We start from the raw sequence: 15,929 nt of genomic DNA on the forward strand, positions 1-15,929 counted from the left end.
CCTTAAGCTTCAACAGCCGCGCAGATCAGCTTGATGCCGCGCTCGGTCAATTGTTCACGCGCCTCAGGGCTGAGGCGTTCGTCGGTTATCAGGGTATGGATACCGCTCCAGGGCAGCTCCAGGTTGGGAATCTTGCGGCCGATCTTGTCGCTCTCGACCATCACCACCACTTCACGCGCCACATCCGCCATCACCCGGCTAAGCCCAAGCAATTCATTGAAGGTGGTGGTGCCACGGTTCAGGTCGATGCCATCGGCGCCAATAAACAGTTGGTCGAAGTCGTAAGAGCGCAGCACCTGCTCGGCGACCTGGCCCTGGAACGACTCGGAATGCGGATCCCAGGTGCCGCCGGTCATCAGCAGCACTGGCTCATGCTCCAGCTCGCTGATGGCGCGGGCAACGTTGAGCGAGTTGGTCATCACCACCAGGCCAGGCTTGTGCCCCAGTTGCGGGATCATCGCCGCCGTGGTGGTGCCGCTGTCGATAATGATCCGCGCATGTTCGCGGATGCGCGCCACCCCGGCGCGAGCGATGGCCTGCTTGTACTGAGATATCGGCTGGATATCGCTGATCAGCTCCTGCGGCATCGGCACTGCACCGCCGTAGCGGCGCAACAGCAGGCCACTCTTTTCGAGGGCGGCGAGGTCTTTGCGAATGGTCACTTCCGAGGTGGCGAACGCCTTCGACAACTCGTCCACGCTCACCTCGCCTTGCTCGGCGAGCAGGGCAAGAATGGTGTGGCGTCGCTGCGGAGTGTTGCGTTTCGACATGACAAGTTTCGATTCGAAAGATATTGGCGCGAATCAAAACCTAATGAAGCTTTTTCGTCAAGCCTGAAAACGACAAAAGGCGGCAGAGCCACCTTTTGTATTGCTGCTCACACAGCAGCCTACTTGGTGATTTTTACCGGGCGCTTCCAGCCTTCGATATTGCGCTGCTTCGCGCGCCCAACGGCCAGGGTGTTATCCGGCACATCACCAGTAATCACCGACCCGGCACCGGTGGTGGCGCGATTACCCAGCGTCACCGGGGCGACCAGGGCGCTGTTGGAGCCGATAAACACGTCCTCACCCATTACGGTCTTGAACTTGTTGGCGCCGTCGTAATTGCAGGTGATGGTGCCGGCGCCGATATTGGTCCGCGCACCGATTTCGGCGTCGCCCAAGTAGCTCAAATGCCCAGCCTTGGCGCCCTCGCCCAGCTTGGCGTTCTTCAGCTCGACGAAGTTACCCACATGGGCTTTGGCGCCCAGCTCCGAACCTGGACGCAGGCGAGCGAACGGACCGCAATCGGCGCCCTCACCCACTTCGGCACCTTCCAGATGGCTATTGGCTTTGACGATGGCACCTTTACGCAGGATCGAGTTTTTGATCACGCAGTTCGGCCCGATCTGCACGCCATCTTCGATCACCACCTGGCCTTCGAGGATTACGTTGATATCGATCGACACATCACGACCTACCGTGGCTTCACCGCGCAGGTCGAAACGCGCCGGGTCGATCAGGGTCACGCCCTGCACCATCAAGCGGCGCGCGGCGCGGTACTGATAGTGGCGCTCCAGCTGCGAAAGCTGGATGCGATCGTTGGCTCCCAACACTTCCATCTCATCAGCCGCCTGTTCGGTGGCGACCACCAGGCCATCGGTTACGGCCATGGCGATTACGTCAGTCAGGTAGTACTCACCCTGGGCGTTGCTGTTGGACAGACGACCGAGCCAGTCGCCCAGTTTTTTCCCCGGGACGGCGAGAATGCCGGTGTTGCCTTCACGGATCAGGCGCTGCTCGGCGCTGGCGTCCTTGTGCTCGACGATGGCCTTCACCACACCCTGCTCATCGCGCACGATGCGACCGTAGCCCGTTGGGTCGTTCAGATTGACCGTGAGCAAGCCGAGTTGCTGTTCGCTGACCTGCTGTAACAGACGCTGCAGGGTTTCCACTTCGATCAGCGGTACATCGCCATAGAGAATCAGCACGCGCTCCGCGCTCAACGCCGGCAGCGCTTGAGCTACGGCATGACCGGTGCCCAGTTGTTCGCTCTGCAACACGAAATTTAGGTCATCCGCCGCCAGTCGCTCGCGCACCAGTTCTGCGCCATGGCCGATCACCACATGAATGCCTTGCGGTTTCAGCAGGCGGGCGGTGTCGATCACATGGCCAAGCATGGCTTTGCCAGCAACCGGGTGCAGCACTTTCGGCAAGGCGGAACGCATGCGGGTGCCTTGGCCGGCGGCGAGGATAACGATATCGAGCGACATAAGAGCGGATTCCAGGCAGACGAAGGCGGGCTAAATCCCTAGCCCGGCCAACTGAAAAGGTAAAAACAGCAGGCAAAGAAAAAGGGTAGCCAAGGCTACCCTTTTACTCGTTTGCGATGAAGCGTCGGAATTAACCGCCGAACTTCTTGCGCAACTGCTGAACGGTACGCAGCTGAGCCGCGACCTCAGCCAGGTGAGCGGCTGCGGAACCGTAATCGAACTCCGCGCCCTTCTCATTCAAGGCATTCTCGGCAGCCCGGAGGGCTTCCTGAGCAGCAGCTTCATCGATATCGGCAGCACGCTGCACGGTATCGGCGAGAACTTTCACCACACTCGGCTGAACTTCGAGGAAGCCACCGGAGATGTAGAACACCTCGGTTTCGCCACCCAGCTTGACCAGACGAATCGGACCCGGTTTGAGGTCGGTGATCAGCGGCGCGTGGCCTGGAGCGATACCGATATCACCCAGGTTACCGTGCGCAATCACCATCTCGACCAGACCGGAGAAGATCTCGCCTTCTGCGCTGACGATGTCGCAATGGACTGTCATAGCCATGTCTAACCTCACGTATCGATCTGTTTAACCACTACTGCGTGAATAAACAGACCGTAAGCGCCCGTTGCCGGGCGCACGGGTGATTACAGTTTCTTCGCTTTCTCAACAGCTTCTTCGATGCTGCCAACCATGTAGAACGCCTGCTCTGGCAGGTGATCGTAGTCACCTTTCAGAATGCCGCTGAAGCCGGCAATGGTGTCCTTCAGGGAAACGTACTTGCCTGGCGAACCGGTGAAGACTTCGGCCACGAAGAACGGCTGGGACAGGAAGCGCTGGATCTTACGAGCACGGGATACCAGCTGCTTGTCTGCTTCGGACAGTTCGTCCATACCCAGAATCGCGATGATGTCCTTCAGCTCTTTGTAGCGCTGCAGTACGTACTGCACGCCGCGAGCGGTGTCGTAGTGCTCCTGGCCGATAACCATCGGATCCAGCTGGCGCGACGTCGAGTCGAGTGGATCGACCGCTGGGTAGATACCCAGGGAAGCGATGTCACGGGACAGTACAACGGTGGCGTCCAAGTGGGCGAAGGTGGTCGCCGGGCTTGGGTCGGTCAGGTCGTCCGCAGGTACGTATACAGCCTGGATCGAGGTGATCGAACCGGTCTTGGTCGAAGTAATACGCTCTTGCAGAACGCCCATTTCTTCGGCCAGGGTCGGCTGATAACCCACTGCCGACGGCATACGGCCGAGCAGTGCAGATACTTCAGTACCGGCCAGGGTGTAACGATAAATGTTGTCCACGAAGAACAGAACATCACGGCCTTCGTCACGGAACTTCTCGGCCATGGTCAGACCGGTCAGTGCTACGCGCAGACGGTTACCTGGTGGCTCGTTCATCTGACCGTAAACCAGGGCTACCTTGTCGAGAACGTTGGAGTCCTTCATCTCGTGGTAGAAGTCGTTACCCTCACGAGTACGCTCACCCACACCGGCGAACACGGAATAACCGCTGTGCTCGATGGCGATGTTACGGATCAGTTCCATCATGTTTACGGTTTTGCCTACACCGGCACCACCGAACAGACCGACTTTACCGCCCTTGGCGAACGGGCAAACCAGGTCGATAACCTTGATGCCGGTTTCCAGCAGCTCGTTGGAGCCAGCTTGCTCGGCATAGGAAGGCGCGGCACGGTGAATGCCCCAACGCTCTTCTTCGCCAATCGGGCCAGCTTCGTCGATTGGGTTGCCCAGCACGTCCATGATACGGCCCAGGGTTTTCACCCCAACCGGTACCTGGATACCTGCGCCAGTGCTGCCGACGTTCAGGCCACGCTTGAGGCCTTCGGTCGAACCCATCGCAATGGTACGTACCACGCCATCGCCCAGCTGCTGCTGAACTTCCAGGGTGGTTTCGGCGCCGACTACTTTCAGCGCTTCATAAACACTCGGCACTTGATCACGCGGGAATTCCACGTCGATAACGGCGCCGATGATTTGAACGATACGTCCGCTACTCATCTTTGGTTCCTCTGAATATTTGAACCGTGCTTAAACCGCGGCAGCGCCGCCGACGATTTCCGAAATTTCCTGGGTGATCGCTGCCTGACGTGCCTTGTTGTAAACCAACTGCAGGTCTTTGATGATATCGCCAGCGTTGTCGGTGGCGTTCTTCATCGCGATCATCCGGGCCGCTTGTTCAGCCGCGTTGTTCTCAACCACTGCCTGGTAAACCTGCGACTCCACGTAACGCACCATCAAGCCGTCGAGCAGCTCTTTGGCGTCGGGTTCGTACAGGTAATCCCAGTGGTGCTTGAGTTCTTTATCCGGATCGGCCACCAGCGGAATCAACTGCTCCACTGTCGGCTTTTGCGTCATGGTATTGATGAACTTGTTCGAGACCACGGACAAACGATCGATGCGACCATCGAGGTAGGCATCGAGCATTACCTTGACGCTACCAATCAGATCATTGATCGACGGTTCTTCGCCCAGGTGGCTGATCGCAGCAACGATGTTGCCACCAAAGTTGCGGAAGAACGCCGCGCCTTTGCTGCCAACTACGCAGAGATCAATCTCCACGCCTTGCTCGCGATTGCTCGCCATGTCTTTGACCAGAGCCTTGAACAGGTTGGTGTTCAGACCACCACACAGACCACGGTCCGAGCTCACCACGATATAACCAACGCGCTTAACTTCGCGCTCGATCATGAACGGGTGACGGTATTCCGGGTTGGCGTTGGCCAGATGACCAATCACCTGGCGGATACGCTCCGCGTAGGGACGGCTAGCAGCCATGCGCATTTGTGCTCTGCGCATTTTGCTGACCGCCACCTTTTCCATGGCGCTGGTGATCTTCTGCGTGCTTTTGATGCTCGCAATCTTGCTGCGAATCTCTTTTGCGCCTGCCATTTGACACCTATCGGGTTAGCAAGCGGGGACCTCACGGCCCCCGCTGCGGCTTACCAGGTTTGGGTGGCCTTGAACTTCTCGATACCGGCTTTCAGGCCAGCGTCGATTTCGTCATTAAAGTCACCCTTCTCGTTGATCTTCGCCAGCAGTGCGGCGTGATCCCGGTTGAAGTAAGCAATCAGGGCCTGCTCGAATGCACCAATCTTGGCGACTTCGATATCGACCAGGAAACCACGCTCGGCGGCATACAGCGACAGCGACATGTCAGCGATCGACATTGGCGCATATTGCTTCTGCTTCATCAGCTCTGTAACGCGCTGACCGTGCTCAAGTTGCTTACGAGTGGCTTCGTCCAGGTCAGAAGCGAACTGGGCGAATGCTGCCAGTTCACGGTACTGAGCCAGAGCGGTACGGATACCACCGGAAAGCTTCTTGATGATCTTGGTCTGTGCAGCACCACCCACGCGGGATACCGAAATACCGGCGTTGACCGCAGGACGGATACCCGAGTTGAACATGGCCGATTCCAGGAAGATCTGACCGTCGGTGATCGAGATCACGTTGGTCGGAACGAACGCGGAAACGTCGCCAGCCTGGGTTTCGATGATCGGCAGAGCGGTCAGGGAACCGGTTTTGCCAGTCACAGCGCCATTGGTGAACTTCTCAACGTACTCTTCGGAAACGCGGGAAGCGCGCTCCAGCAGACGGCTGTGGAGATAGAACACGTCGCCTGGGTAAGCTTCACGGCCTGGCGGACGGCGCAGCAGCAGGGAAATCTGGCGGTAAGCCACTGCTTGCTTGGACAGATCGTCATAAACGATCAGCGCGTCTTCACCGCGGTCGCGGAAGTATTCGCCCATGGTGCAACCGGCGTACGGTGCAATGAACTGCAGAGCAGCGGATTCGGAAGCGGAAGCCGCGACAACGATGGTGTTAGCCAGCGCGCCGTTTTCTTCCAGCTTGCGTACCACGTTGGCGATGGTCGATTGCTTCTGACCAATGGCTACGTAGACGCACTTAATGCCGCTGTTCTTCTGGTTGATGATGGCGTCGATAGCCAGAGCGGTTTTACCGATCTGACGGTCACCGATGATCAGCTCACGCTGGCCACGGCCAACCGGGATCATGGCATCGACCGACTTGTAACCGGTTTGCACCGGCTGGTCGACCGACTTACGCCAGATCACGCCCGGCGCAACCTTTTCAACAGCGTCGGTAGCGACGTTGTTCAGCGGGCCTTTGCCGTCAATTGGGTTACCCAGTGCGTCGACAACGCGACCCAGCAGTTCCGGACCAACCGGAACTTCGAGGATACGGCCGGTACACTTGGCGCTCATGCCTTCGGCAAGGCTGGTGTAAGCACCCAGCACAACAGCACCAACGGAGTCTTGCTCCAGGTTCAGTGCCATACCGTAGACGCCGCCCGGGAACTCGATCATTTCGCCGTACATTACGTCGGCGAGACCGTGAATACGCACGATACCGTCAGATACGCTGACGACAGTGCCTTCGTTACGGGCTTGAGAGGCGACATCGAGATTCTCGATACGCCCCTTGATGATTTCACTTATTTCGGAAGGATTGAGTTGCTGCATAGCTCTGCTGCCCCTTCAAACTCAAGATTTCAATGCTTCGGCCAGCTTCGCGATTTTGCCGCGAACTGAGCCATCGATAACCAGGTCGCCGGCGCGGATCACGACACCACCGATAAGGGTGGCATCCTCCGCGGCGTGCAGACGCACTTCTCGGCCGAGCCGTGCACTGAGAACCTTGGCGAGTTTGTCTTGCTGTTCATCGCTCAATGCGAAGGCACTGGTAACGTCCACGTCGATCGACTTTTCCTGCTCGGCTTTGTACAGCTCGAACAGTTCAACGATCTGTGGCAACAGGGCCAGACGATCGTTTTCAGCGACGATGTGAATGAAATTGCGTACCTGGGCGTCGAACTTGTCACCACACACGTCAATAAACGTGGTGGCCTTGTCTGTACTCGTCAAACGCGGAGTCTTAAGCACGCGTTGCATGGTGTCGTCTTGCGACACCGCTGCAGCCAGGCCGAGCATGACTGACCAATTGGCCAGCTGCTGGTGGGCCTGGGCGTGCTCAAAAGCAGCCTTAGCGTAAGGTCGGGCCAGCGTGGTCAGTTCTGCCATGATCGCGCCCCTCGCTTAAATTTCGGCTGCCAGTTTGGAAACCAGCTCCGCATGCGCGTTTTGGTCGATAGATGCGCCCAGGATCTTCTCGGCACCGCTAACGGCCAGGCTACCCAGTTGGGCACGCAGCGCGTCTTTGACACCATTCAGTTCCTGCTCGATCTCGGCCAGAGCCTGGGCCTTCACACGGTCAGCTTCGACGCGGGCCTGTTCACGGGCTTCGTCGACGATCTGGGTACCGCGTTTCTTGGCTTGCTCAATGATCTCGGCTGCTTGGCCTTTGGCTTCGCGCAGTTGCTGACCCACTTTCTCTTGGGCCAACTCCAGGTCACGAGCCGCACGGCTAGCAGCGTCCAGGCCGTCTGCGATCTTCTTCTGACGTTCTTGCAAAGCCGTAATGACCGGAGGCCACACGTACTTCATGCAGAACAGCACGAAGATGAAGAAGGCAACGGACTGGCCAATCAGGGTTGCATTAATGTTCACGCCAACACCTCGCTCGTTCGTTGTCCATCAAACCAATTCACTCAAAACGAGTGAATTAGCCTGCGATTTGACCAACGAAAGGGTTCGCGAAGGTGAAGAACAGTGCGATACCAACACCGATCATGGTCACGGCGTCGAGCAGACCGGCGACGATGAACATTTTCACTTGCAGCATCGGAACCATTTCTGGCTGACGCGCAGCGCCTTCCAGGAACTTGCCGCCCAGCAGGCCGAAACCAATGGCGGTACCCAGGGCACCCAGGCCAATCAGCAGTGCTACAGCGATAGCGGTCAGACCAACTACAGTTTCCATCTTTCCTCCCGACTTTTTATGTCGTATTGGTTAAGGTTTTCTAAGGTAAAGCGGTAAAGCAAAATCGGTACTTCTGGTTGCCCTTGCGGGCGTCCACTGCGAGCGCCTAAGCGCTCTTAGTGGTTGTCTTCGTGCGCCATCGACAGGTAGACGATGGTCAGCATCATGAAGATGAACGCCTGCAGCACAATGATCAGGATGTGGAACACAGCCCACGCCCACTGCAGGGCAATACCCAGCGCGCCCAGCAGCAAACCGCCGCCAAACATGATTGCGATGAGGATAAAGATCAACTCGCCGGCATACAGGTTGCCGAACAGACGCAGTGCCAGGGAAATCGGCTTAGCGATCAGGGTCACGAATTCAAGCAGGAAGTTGACCGGAATCAGCAGGGCTTGAACGAAAACGTTCTTGCTACCGAACGGGTGCAGGGTCAGCTCGCCGATGAAACCACCAATACCTTTGACCTTGATGCTGTAGTACAGAATCAGAGCAAATACCGACAGGGCCAGGCCCAGGGTAGCGTTTGGATCAGTGGTCGGCACGACGCGGAAGTACAGGTGCGGGTCGCCGGAAATTTTTGCTGCCAGCATAGGCAACCAATCTACCGGGATCAGGTCCATGAAGTTCATCAGGAAGACCCAGACGAAGATGGTCAGGCCCAGCGGTGCGATCAGCGCGTTGCGGCCATGGAAGGTGTCTTTGACGCTGCCGTCAACGAACTCGACCAGGACTTCAACGAAGTTCTGCAGCTTGCCTGGTTGCCCGGAAGTGGCGCGTTTAGCTGCGGCACGGAACAGCAGGATGAAGAACAGGCCCAACACGACAGACACCGCCAGGGTGTCGACGTGAAATGCCCAGAAGCCCATTTCCTGAGCTTCTTTTGCGTTGTGGGCGAAACTCCAGCCGTTGACCGGGTGCTGACCGTAGGTCAGGTTGGTCAAGTGGTGCTGGATATAACCCGAAGCGGTTTCTGCTGCTGCCATATATCCCTCGAGCGCTAAGGTCTTAAAAGTCTTGTTTTCATCAGCAGGGGCGAAAACCAATTGACCAACTGGGTCAGGACGAACACGCCAAATACTGCCAGCGGTTCCAGAGGTTTCACACCTGCAAAGGTCAGTGCAAACAGCACTGCCGTTAAAACCAGTTTGCCCGCCTCACCGGCATAAAAAGACCGGACGATGGCTTGAGCAGCCCGCGCTCCACTAAAACGGAACGCCTTGTGGGCAAAGTACAGATTCGGCAGCCAAGCAATCAGGCCACCACACAACCCGGAGTAGCCTGCTACTGAGCCTTGCCACTGCCACAACACCAGGGCCAGCAACAGCAGTACCAGCAGTTGCACCAGCAGTACCGGGAAAACAGCTAAACGATGGAAGGGCAGGCGATTCGGCGTGCGAACGTCCATCTTGTTTTCCTGAAAGCTGAACTCGGGCGTCGGCACCTGAAATCAATAACTTGGCATACTTTGTGCCGACGAAATGCGCGCAGAGTATAGGGGTGCTTCCCCCCCCATTCAACTGTCGGGTAGTGATTTCCGACTAGTCGCTACACGCTCAATTGTTTCAGCGAATGTGGGCGAGTACGCCCTGCAGTTCGTCCAGCGAGCTGTAGCTGATCACCAGCTGCCCTTTGCCTTTCTGCCCGTGCTTGATCTGCACCGGCGAGCCCAGGCGCTCAGCCAGGCGCTGTTCCAGACGGGTGATGTCCGGATCAACTTTAGCCACTGCTGCTGGCTTCTCTTTGCTGTTCAACCACTGGCGCACCAGTGCTTCGGTTTGGCGCACAGTGAGGCCGCGTGCGACAACATGTCGCGCACCTTCAGTCTGCTGTTCAGCGGGTAGGCCGAGCAACGCACGGGCATGGCCCATTTCCAAATCACCGTGGGACAGCAGCGTCTTGATCTCTTCCGGCAAGGCAATCAAGCGCAGCAGGTTGCTAATGGTCACCCGCGACTTACCCACAGCATCGGCTACCTGCTGTTGGGTTAGCTGGAACTCTTGCTGCAGACGCTGCAACGCCATGGCTTCTTCGATGGGGTTCAGGTCTTCGCGCTGGATGTTCTCAATCAGGGCCATGGCAATGGCCGCTTCGTCCGGCAATTCGCGAACCATAGCCGGGATCTTGTCCAAGCCGGCTTGCTGACTGGCTCGCCAGCGGCGTTCACCGGCGACGATCTCGAAACGTCCTTCGCCAATCGGCCGCACCACAATCGGCTGCATCACGCCGTGGGCCTTGATCGAATGCGCCAGTTCTTCCAGAGCGGTGGCGTCCATGTCACGGCGAGGCTGGTATTTACCGCGCTGGATCAGGTCCAGGGGTACGTATTGCAGTTCACGGCTGTCGACCTGCGCGGCCTCTTCCTGCAAAGCGCTGACACTGGTACCGCCCAGCAACGCATCCAGACCGCGTCCGAGTCCTCGTTTTTTCACAGCCATGGGTATTTCCTTATGCAGTTGCGGTGTGGGCACTTGCGCGCTGGCGGCGCACCAGTTCGCCAGCCAGGGCCAGGTAGGCGATGGCGCCACGGGATTGCTTGTCATACACCAGCGCTGGCATGCCAAAGCTTGGCGCTTCAGCCAGACGCACGTTACGCGGGATGACCACGTCGTAGAGCTGGTCAGGGAAATGCTGCTTCAATTGCGCTGACACATCGTTAGTCAGGCTGATGCGCGGGTCGTACATGGTGCGCAGCAGGCCTTCAATCTTCAGCTTGGGATTGAGGATCTCGGCGATGCGCTGAATGCTGTTGACCAGGTCGCTCAAGCCTTCCAGCGCGTAGTACTCGCATTGCATGGGGATGATCACCCCATCAGCGGCCACCAGGGCGTTGATCGTCAACATCGACAGCGCCGGTGGGCAGTCGATGAGAATGTAATCGTAATTCTCGCGGATAGGCGCCAACGCATAACGCAGGCGGCTTTCCTTCATTTTCATTTCCAGCAGCGAAACTTCGGCAGCGGTCAGGTCCCGGTTTGCCGGCAGCAACTGGTAGCCGCCGTGCTCGGAGAACTGCATGGCATCGACCAGGTTGCATTCACCTATCAGCACGTCGTAGATCGAATGCTCCAGGCCGTGTTTATCCACACCGCTGCCCATGGTCGCGTTGCCCTGTGGGTCGAGGTCGATCAACAGCACGCGGCGCTTGGTCGCCACCAGCGAGGCAGCTAGATTGATGCAGGTGGTGGTTTTGCCCACGCCGCCTTTCTGGTTAGCGATTGCGAATACCTTAGCCATGCTGCATTCCCCCTAAACCGAGCGACGCAGTATCAACAGATGGCGCTGACCTTGGCAACCGGGAACCTTGAGTACATGGGTAGCGGTGAGACGAAAGTCCGCTGGCAGGGCCTGCAGCTCGTCATCCGGGTGCACGCCTTTCATCGCCAGCCACCGCGTATCGCCGCTTCCTAGGTGCCGGGTCCAGTTGCTGAAATCTTCCAGCGAACTGAATGCCCTGGAGCAGATACCGCTGAACGGCACTGCCGGGGTGAACTCTTCGACGCGGCTGTGGATAACTTGCAGGTTGGCCAGTTTCAACTCCAGCTTTACCTGAGTCAGGAAACGGGTCTTTTTGCCATTGGAATCGAGCAGGGTGAACTGCCGCTCGGGAAACAAGATGGCCAGCGGAATGCCCGGCATGCCGCCGCCACTGCCGACGTCCAGCCAGTTATCCCCAGCCTCGGTGACGAAAGGCACCACCGAGAGGCTGTCGAGCAGATGGCGCGAAACCATTTCATTCGGGTCGCGTACTGCGGTGAGGTTGTAGGCCTTGTTCCACTTGATCAGCAGGGCCAGGTAAGCCAGCAACTGTTCGTGCTGCTGCGCGCTGAGTTCAACACCCAACTCCAGAGTGCCTTGGCTCAGTTCTTCGGCGTGACGTGCAGTGACCAACGACATCAGGCGCTGTGCTCCAACTGCTGACCGGCAGTGCGCTTTTTCAAATGGATCAGCAGCAGGGAAATCGCTGCCGGGGTAACGCCGGGAATCCGCGAGGCCTGGCCAAGGGTTTCCGGACGGCTGTTGCCGAGCTTATGTTGGATTTCCTTGGACAACCCGGAAATGCCTGCGTAGTCGATATCGAGCGGCAGCTTGGTGTCTTCACTGGCGCGCAGGCGGGCGATTTCATCCTGCTGGCGGTCGATATAACCGGCGTACTTGGTCTTGATCTCGACCTGCTCGGCCACTTGCGGGTCCTGCGCACCACCACCGGTGATGGTTACCAGCCCGGCGTAATCGATTTCCGGGCGGGCCAGCAGGTTGAGCAGGTTGTATTCGTGGGTCAACGGTGTACCGAAGTGCGCGGCAATCGCATCGCCCTGGGGCGTACCAGGGCGTACCCAGGTGCTTTTCAGGCGCTGTTCTTCCTGCACGATGGCTTCACGCTTGGTTTCGAACGCAGCCCAGCGCACGTCATCGACCAGGCCCAGCTCACGGCCTTTCTCGGTCAGACGCAGGTCCGCGTTGTCTTCACGCAGGATCAGCCGGTATTCGGCGCGCGAAGTGAACATGCGGTACGGCTCCTGGGTACCCAGGGTGATCAGGTCGTCGACCAGTACGCCGATATAGGCCTCATCGCGACGCGGGCACCAGCTGTCCTTGCCCTGAGCGCGCAATGCGGCGTTGCAACCTGCGAGCAAACCTTGCGCACCGGCTTCTTCGTAACCGGTGGTGCCGTTGATCTGCCCGGCGAAGAACAGCCCCGCAATCACCTTGGTTTCCAGGCTGTACTTGAGATCACGCGGGTCGAAGTAGTCGTACTCGATGGCGTAACCGGGACGCACGATATGCGCGTTCTCCATGCCACGGATGCTGCGCACGATCTGCAATTGCACATCGAACGGCAACGAGGTGGAGATGCCATTCGGATACAGCTCATGGGTATTCAGGCCTTCTGGCTCGATAAATACCTGATGGCTGTCCTTGTCGGCGAAGCGGTGGATCTTGTCTTCGATCGACGGGCAGTAACGCGGGCCGACGCCTTCGATCACCCCGGAGTACATCGGCGAGCGATCAAGGTTGGCCGCGATGATTTCGTGGGTACGCGCGTTGGTGTGGGTGATCCAGCAGCTGACTTGACGCGGTTGCTGCTCGGCACGACCGAGGAAGGACATCAGCGGCGTTGGTGTATCGCCCGGCTGCTCGGTCATCACCGAGAAATCCACCGACCGACCGTCGATGCGTGGCGGCGTACCGGTTTTCAGGCGACCAACACGCAGTGGCAATTCACGCAGACGTTGCGCCAAGGCAATCGAGGGTGGATCACCCGCGCGGCCGCCGGAGTAATTCTGCAGACCGATGTGGATAAGTCCACCGAGGAAGGTGCCAGTGGTCAACACCACCGAATCTGCGAGGAAACGCAGGCCCATCTGGGTGACTACGCCTTTGACTTCGTCGTTTTCGACGATCAGGTCATCGGCTGCCTGCTGAAATATCCACAGGTTGGCCTGGTTTTCCAATGTTTCGCGAATCGCGGCTTTGTACAGCACGCGATCAGCCTGGGCGCGAGTGGCACGTACCGCTGGGCCCTTGCGGCTGTTCAGTACACGGAACTGGATACCACCTTTGTCGGTGGCTTCAGCCATGGCGCCGCCGAGGGCGTCGATTTCCTTAACCAGATGGCTCTTGCCGATCCCGCCAATGGCCGGGTTGCAGCTCATCTGCCCGAGTGTTTCCACGTTATGGGTCAGCAGCAGGGTTTTTACCCCCATGCGTGCAGCTGCCAACGCAGCTTCAGTACCGGCATGACCGCCACCGATGACGATCACCTGAAAACGGGAAGGGAAATCCACCACGCACCTCGTGCCTGTTGAGAAATGGGGGGCTTTTTGGGTTGAAAAGCGGGAAAGGCGGCAAGTATAGGGATTTAGCCGGTGTGAAAGAAGCCTTTTGCACAAAAAATAGCCAGTTTGCTTGGGTGCTGTTCGGCCTTGTCGGTTAATAAAGAATAAAAGAGAGAATTTTTATAAAGCCTTGTTTATATGTTTATTACTTAGCAACGGCTTTTCTGTGGATAGATCGCTACAGGTCAATGGATTCAATGCTTACAGCGTTTAAAAAGTCTGTGCTGATCCTGCCATCTGCCTGTTCAGTTGCCGTACGCAAGCTGTGGATGAAATGCATGGTTATCCACAGAGGCGGTTATCCTCAGTTTTATCACCGGGTTATAGGCAGGGCTTAGGCTAGTTTTTCCACAGGGCTTAGGTGGATAAATAAGTGGCTGAGCATGCATATTTCGCCCAGGCGAAGGCTTTCCCGAACGACATTAGTTGGGATTTAAGGACGTAGGAGGGATTAGGCGCAGGGAGGGTATTGCGGATGAGGGGCATGATTCGATGCGCCGTAACCCATCAGAAGTATCCTGCAGCTGACGGGTTAGGCGATGCGTTGGCAGGTGAGACGGCGTACGCCGACCAGCCTATTTTCCGATACAGAAGCTGGAAAAGATCCGCCCCAGCAGGTCATCGGAACTAAACGCACCGGTGATTTCGCCCAGGGCCTGCTGAGCCATGCGCAGGTCTTCGGCGAGCAGTTCGCCAGCGCCGGCCAGGGTCAGCTGAGCATGGCCGTGTTCAAGGTGAGTGGAGGCCTGACGCAGCGCTTCCAGGTGGCGTCGGCGCGCACTGAAGCTGCTCTCTGAAGTCTGTTCATAACCCATACAGGCCTTGAGGTGTTCCCTCAGCAGGTCCAGGCCCTCGGTGGATTTGGCCGACAGGCTGATGGTGACGTGGCCGTCATTGCAGACTTCCAGCACCACCGACTCACCGGACAAGTCGGCCTTGTTGCGAATCAGGGTGACCTTGGACGGATCAGGGCGTTGGTCGAGAAACTCCGGCCACAGGGCAAAGGGATCGCCGGCTTCAGGGGCCGTGGCATCCACCACCAGCAGGATGCGATCGGCTTCACCAATGGCTTTCAGTGCGCGCTCGACACCGATGCGTTCGACCTGATCCTCGGTGTCACGCAGACCGGCGGTGTCGACCACGTGCAGCGGCATGCCATCGATGTGGATATGTTCGCGCAGCACGTCGCGGGTGGTGCCGGCGATTTCGGTAACGATGGCTGCCTCGCGACCGGCCAGGGCATTGAGCAGGCTGGATTTTCCGGCATTGGGGCGGCCGGCGATCACTACAGTCATGCCATCGCGCAGCAGGGCCCCTTGGCCGGCCTCACGCAGCACACCGGCAAGGTCGGCGCGCACGCCATCGAGCAGGCTGAGTACATGGCCATCGGCGAGAAAGTCGATTTCCTCTTCGGGGAAGTCGATGGCTGCTTCAACGTAAATGCGCAGGCTGATCAGCCGCTCGGTCAGGCCATGCACGCGACGCGAGAACTCGCCTTGCAGCGAGCGCAATGCATTGCGCGCGGCCTGCTCGGAGCTGGCTTCGATCAGGTCGGCAATAGCCTCAGCCTGGGCCAGATCAAGTTTGTCATTGAGAAAGGCGCGCTCGCTGAATTCACCAGGGCGCGCCAGGCGTGCGCCGAGTTGTACACAGCGGCGCAGCAGCAGATCGAGCACCACTGGCCCGCCATGGCCTTGCAGTTCCAGCACGTCTTCGCCGGTAAAGGAGTTGGGGCCGGGGAAGTACAGGGCTAGGCCTTCATCCAGCACCTGCTTGGCGTCGGCGAAGAACGGCCCATAGTGAGCGTAGCGTGGTTGCAGCTCGCGTTGGCAGATCGCCTGCGCCAATGTGCCGGCCAGCGGCCCGGAAACACGCACGATGCCAACGCCACCCCGGCCCTGGGCAGTGGCGACGGCGGCAATGGTTTCAGCAACGGGTGGCATGCGCTTCTCCTGAATACGACATAGCAAAACGCC

The 15,929-nt window shown here is 58.3% G+C and carries 16 protein-coding genes; all 16 read right to left on the reverse strand.

Annotated features, from left to right (window positions below):
• Positions 1–2 precede the first annotated feature (2 nt).
• The 16 genes from CUR33_RS12325 to mnmE all read right to left on the reverse strand — a co-directional run bounded on the left by CUR33_RS12325 (position 3) and on the right by mnmE (position 15,896).
• Positions 3–770, reverse strand: coding sequence for a DeoR/GlpR family DNA-binding transcription regulator (locus CUR33_RS12325; protein WP_160086316.1), 768 nt, complete (start codon positions 768–770; stop codon positions 3–5).
• A gap of 119 nt (positions 771–889) precedes the next feature.
• On the reverse strand, positions 890–2,254 hold the full coding sequence (gene glmU / locus CUR33_RS12330) for a bifunctional UDP-N-acetylglucosamine diphosphorylase/glucosamine-1-phosphate N-acetyltransferase GlmU (RefSeq protein ID WP_289239833.1): 1,365 nt from the start codon (positions 2,252–2,254) through the stop codon (positions 890–892).
• Positions 2,255–2,384: 130 nt separating this feature from the next.
• Positions 2,385–2,810: a F0F1 ATP synthase subunit epsilon gene (locus CUR33_RS12335; RefSeq protein WP_090254171.1), complete on the reverse strand. Its 426-nt coding sequence runs from the start codon at positions 2,808–2,810 to the stop codon at positions 2,385–2,387.
• An 83-nt stretch (positions 2,811–2,893) separates the two neighbouring features.
• Positions 2,894–4,270, reverse strand: a complete 1,377-nt coding sequence (atpD, locus tag CUR33_RS12340; protein WP_282874506.1) for a F0F1 ATP synthase subunit beta — start codon at positions 4,268–4,270, stop codon at positions 2,894–2,896.
• Between the two features lie 30 nt (positions 4,271–4,300).
• On the reverse strand, positions 4,301–5,161 hold the full coding sequence (atpG, locus tag CUR33_RS12345; RefSeq protein ID WP_090254176.1) for a F0F1 ATP synthase subunit gamma: 861 nt from the start codon (positions 5,159–5,161) through the stop codon (positions 4,301–4,303).
• A 50-nt stretch (positions 5,162–5,211) separates the two neighbouring features.
• Positions 5,212–6,756, reverse strand: a complete 1,545-nt coding sequence (gene atpA / locus CUR33_RS12350; protein ID WP_090254179.1) for a F0F1 ATP synthase subunit alpha — start codon at positions 6,754–6,756, stop codon at positions 5,212–5,214.
• Between the two features lie 21 nt (positions 6,757–6,777).
• Positions 6,778–7,314, reverse strand: coding sequence for a F0F1 ATP synthase subunit delta (locus CUR33_RS12355; RefSeq protein WP_170050574.1), 537 nt, complete (start codon positions 7,312–7,314; stop codon positions 6,778–6,780).
• Positions 7,315–7,329: 15 nt separating this feature from the next.
• Positions 7,330–7,800, reverse strand: coding sequence for a F0F1 ATP synthase subunit B (locus CUR33_RS12360; RefSeq protein ID WP_090254183.1), 471 nt, complete (start codon positions 7,798–7,800; stop codon positions 7,330–7,332).
• Positions 7,801–7,855: 55 nt separating this feature from the next.
• Positions 7,856–8,113: a F0F1 ATP synthase subunit C gene (atpE, locus tag CUR33_RS12365; protein ID WP_003097235.1), complete on the reverse strand. Its 258-nt coding sequence runs from the start codon at positions 8,111–8,113 to the stop codon at positions 7,856–7,858.
• 116 nt (positions 8,114–8,229) lie between these two features.
• Positions 8,230–9,099: a F0F1 ATP synthase subunit A gene (gene atpB / locus CUR33_RS12370; protein ID WP_160086320.1), complete on the reverse strand. Its 870-nt coding sequence runs from the start codon at positions 9,097–9,099 to the stop codon at positions 8,230–8,232.
• Between the two features lie 14 nt (positions 9,100–9,113).
• Complete coding sequence (locus CUR33_RS12375; protein ID WP_160086322.1) at positions 9,114–9,521, reverse strand: F0F1 ATP synthase subunit I; 408 nt, start codon at positions 9,519–9,521, stop codon at positions 9,114–9,116.
• A gap of 157 nt (positions 9,522–9,678) precedes the next feature.
• Positions 9,679–10,551, reverse strand: a complete 873-nt coding sequence (locus CUR33_RS12380) for a ParB/RepB/Spo0J family partition protein (protein ID WP_289239834.1) — start codon at positions 10,549–10,551, stop codon at positions 9,679–9,681.
• Positions 10,552–10,561: 10 nt separating this feature from the next.
• Complete coding sequence (locus CUR33_RS12385) at positions 10,562–11,350, reverse strand: ParA family protein (protein ID WP_090254191.1); 789 nt, start codon at positions 11,348–11,350, stop codon at positions 10,562–10,564.
• Positions 11,351–11,362: 12 nt separating this feature from the next.
• Complete coding sequence (rsmG, locus tag CUR33_RS12390) at positions 11,363–12,010, reverse strand: 16S rRNA (guanine(527)-N(7))-methyltransferase RsmG (protein WP_289239835.1); 648 nt, start codon at positions 12,008–12,010, stop codon at positions 11,363–11,365.
• A complete protein-coding gene (gene mnmG, locus CUR33_RS12395; protein ID WP_170050576.1) occupies positions 12,010–13,902 on the reverse strand; it encodes a tRNA uridine-5-carboxymethylaminomethyl(34) synthesis enzyme MnmG in 1,893 nt (630 codons plus the stop codon). Before mnmG ends, rsmG begins: the two co-directional genes overlap by 1 nt.
• Before the next feature lie 626 nt (positions 13,903–14,528).
• The gene (mnmE, locus tag CUR33_RS12400; RefSeq protein ID WP_289239836.1) at positions 14,529–15,896 is read right to left on the reverse strand and encodes a tRNA uridine-5-carboxymethylaminomethyl(34) synthesis GTPase MnmE; all 1,368 of its coding nucleotides are present in this window, start codon (positions 15,894–15,896) and stop codon (positions 14,529–14,531) included.
• Positions 15,897–15,929 lie beyond the last annotated feature (33 nt).

The organism is Pseudomonas sp. FEMGT703P, assembly GCF_002786345.1.
Classification (GTDB): Bacteria; Pseudomonadota; Gammaproteobacteria; order Pseudomonadales; family Pseudomonadaceae; genus Aquipseudomonas; species Aquipseudomonas peli.

Coding starts and splice junctions, on each gene's coding strand:
- mnmE (WP_289239836.1), bottom strand. CDS start 15,896: ATGCCACCCGTTGCTGAAACCATTGCCGCCGTCGCCACTGCCCAGGGC.
- CUR33_RS12380 (WP_289239834.1), bottom strand. CDS start 10,551: ATGGCTGTGAAAAAACGAGGACTCGGACGCGGTCTGGATGCGTTGCTG.
- CUR33_RS12375 (WP_160086322.1), bottom strand. CDS start 9,521: ATGGACGTTCGCACGCCGAATCGCCTGCCCTTCCATCGTTTAGCTGTT.
- atpE (WP_003097235.1), bottom strand. CDS start 8,113: ATGGAAACTGTAGTTGGTCTGACCGCTATCGCTGTAGCACTGCTGATT.
- rsmG (WP_289239835.1), bottom strand. CDS start 12,010: ATGTCGTTGGTCACTGCACGTCACGCCGAAGAACTGAGCCAAGGCACT.
- CUR33_RS12355 (WP_170050574.1), bottom strand. CDS start 7,314: ATGGCAGAACTGACCACGCTGGCCCGACCTTACGCTAAGGCTGCTTTT.
- CUR33_RS12335 (WP_090254171.1), bottom strand. CDS start 2,810: ATGGCTATGACAGTCCATTGCGACATCGTCAGCGCAGAAGGCGAGATC.
- atpA (WP_090254179.1), bottom strand. CDS start 6,756: ATGCAGCAACTCAATCCTTCCGAAATAAGTGAAATCATCAAGGGGCGT.
- atpD (WP_282874506.1), bottom strand. CDS start 4,270: ATGAGTAGCGGACGTATCGTTCAAATCATCGGCGCCGTTATCGACGTG.
- atpG (WP_090254176.1), bottom strand. CDS start 5,161: ATGGCAGGCGCAAAAGAGATTCGCAGCAAGATTGCGAGCATCAAAAGC.
- glmU (WP_289239833.1), bottom strand. CDS start 2,254: ATGTCGCTCGATATCGTTATCCTCGCCGCCGGCCAAGGCACCCGCATG.
- CUR33_RS12325 (WP_160086316.1), bottom strand. CDS start 770: ATGTCGAAACGCAACACTCCGCAGCGACGCCACACCATTCTTGCCCTG.
- CUR33_RS12385 (WP_090254191.1), bottom strand. CDS start 11,350: ATGGCTAAGGTATTCGCAATCGCTAACCAGAAAGGCGGCGTGGGCAAA.
- atpB (WP_160086320.1), bottom strand. CDS start 9,099: ATGGCAGCAGCAGAAACCGCTTCGGGTTATATCCAGCACCACTTGACC.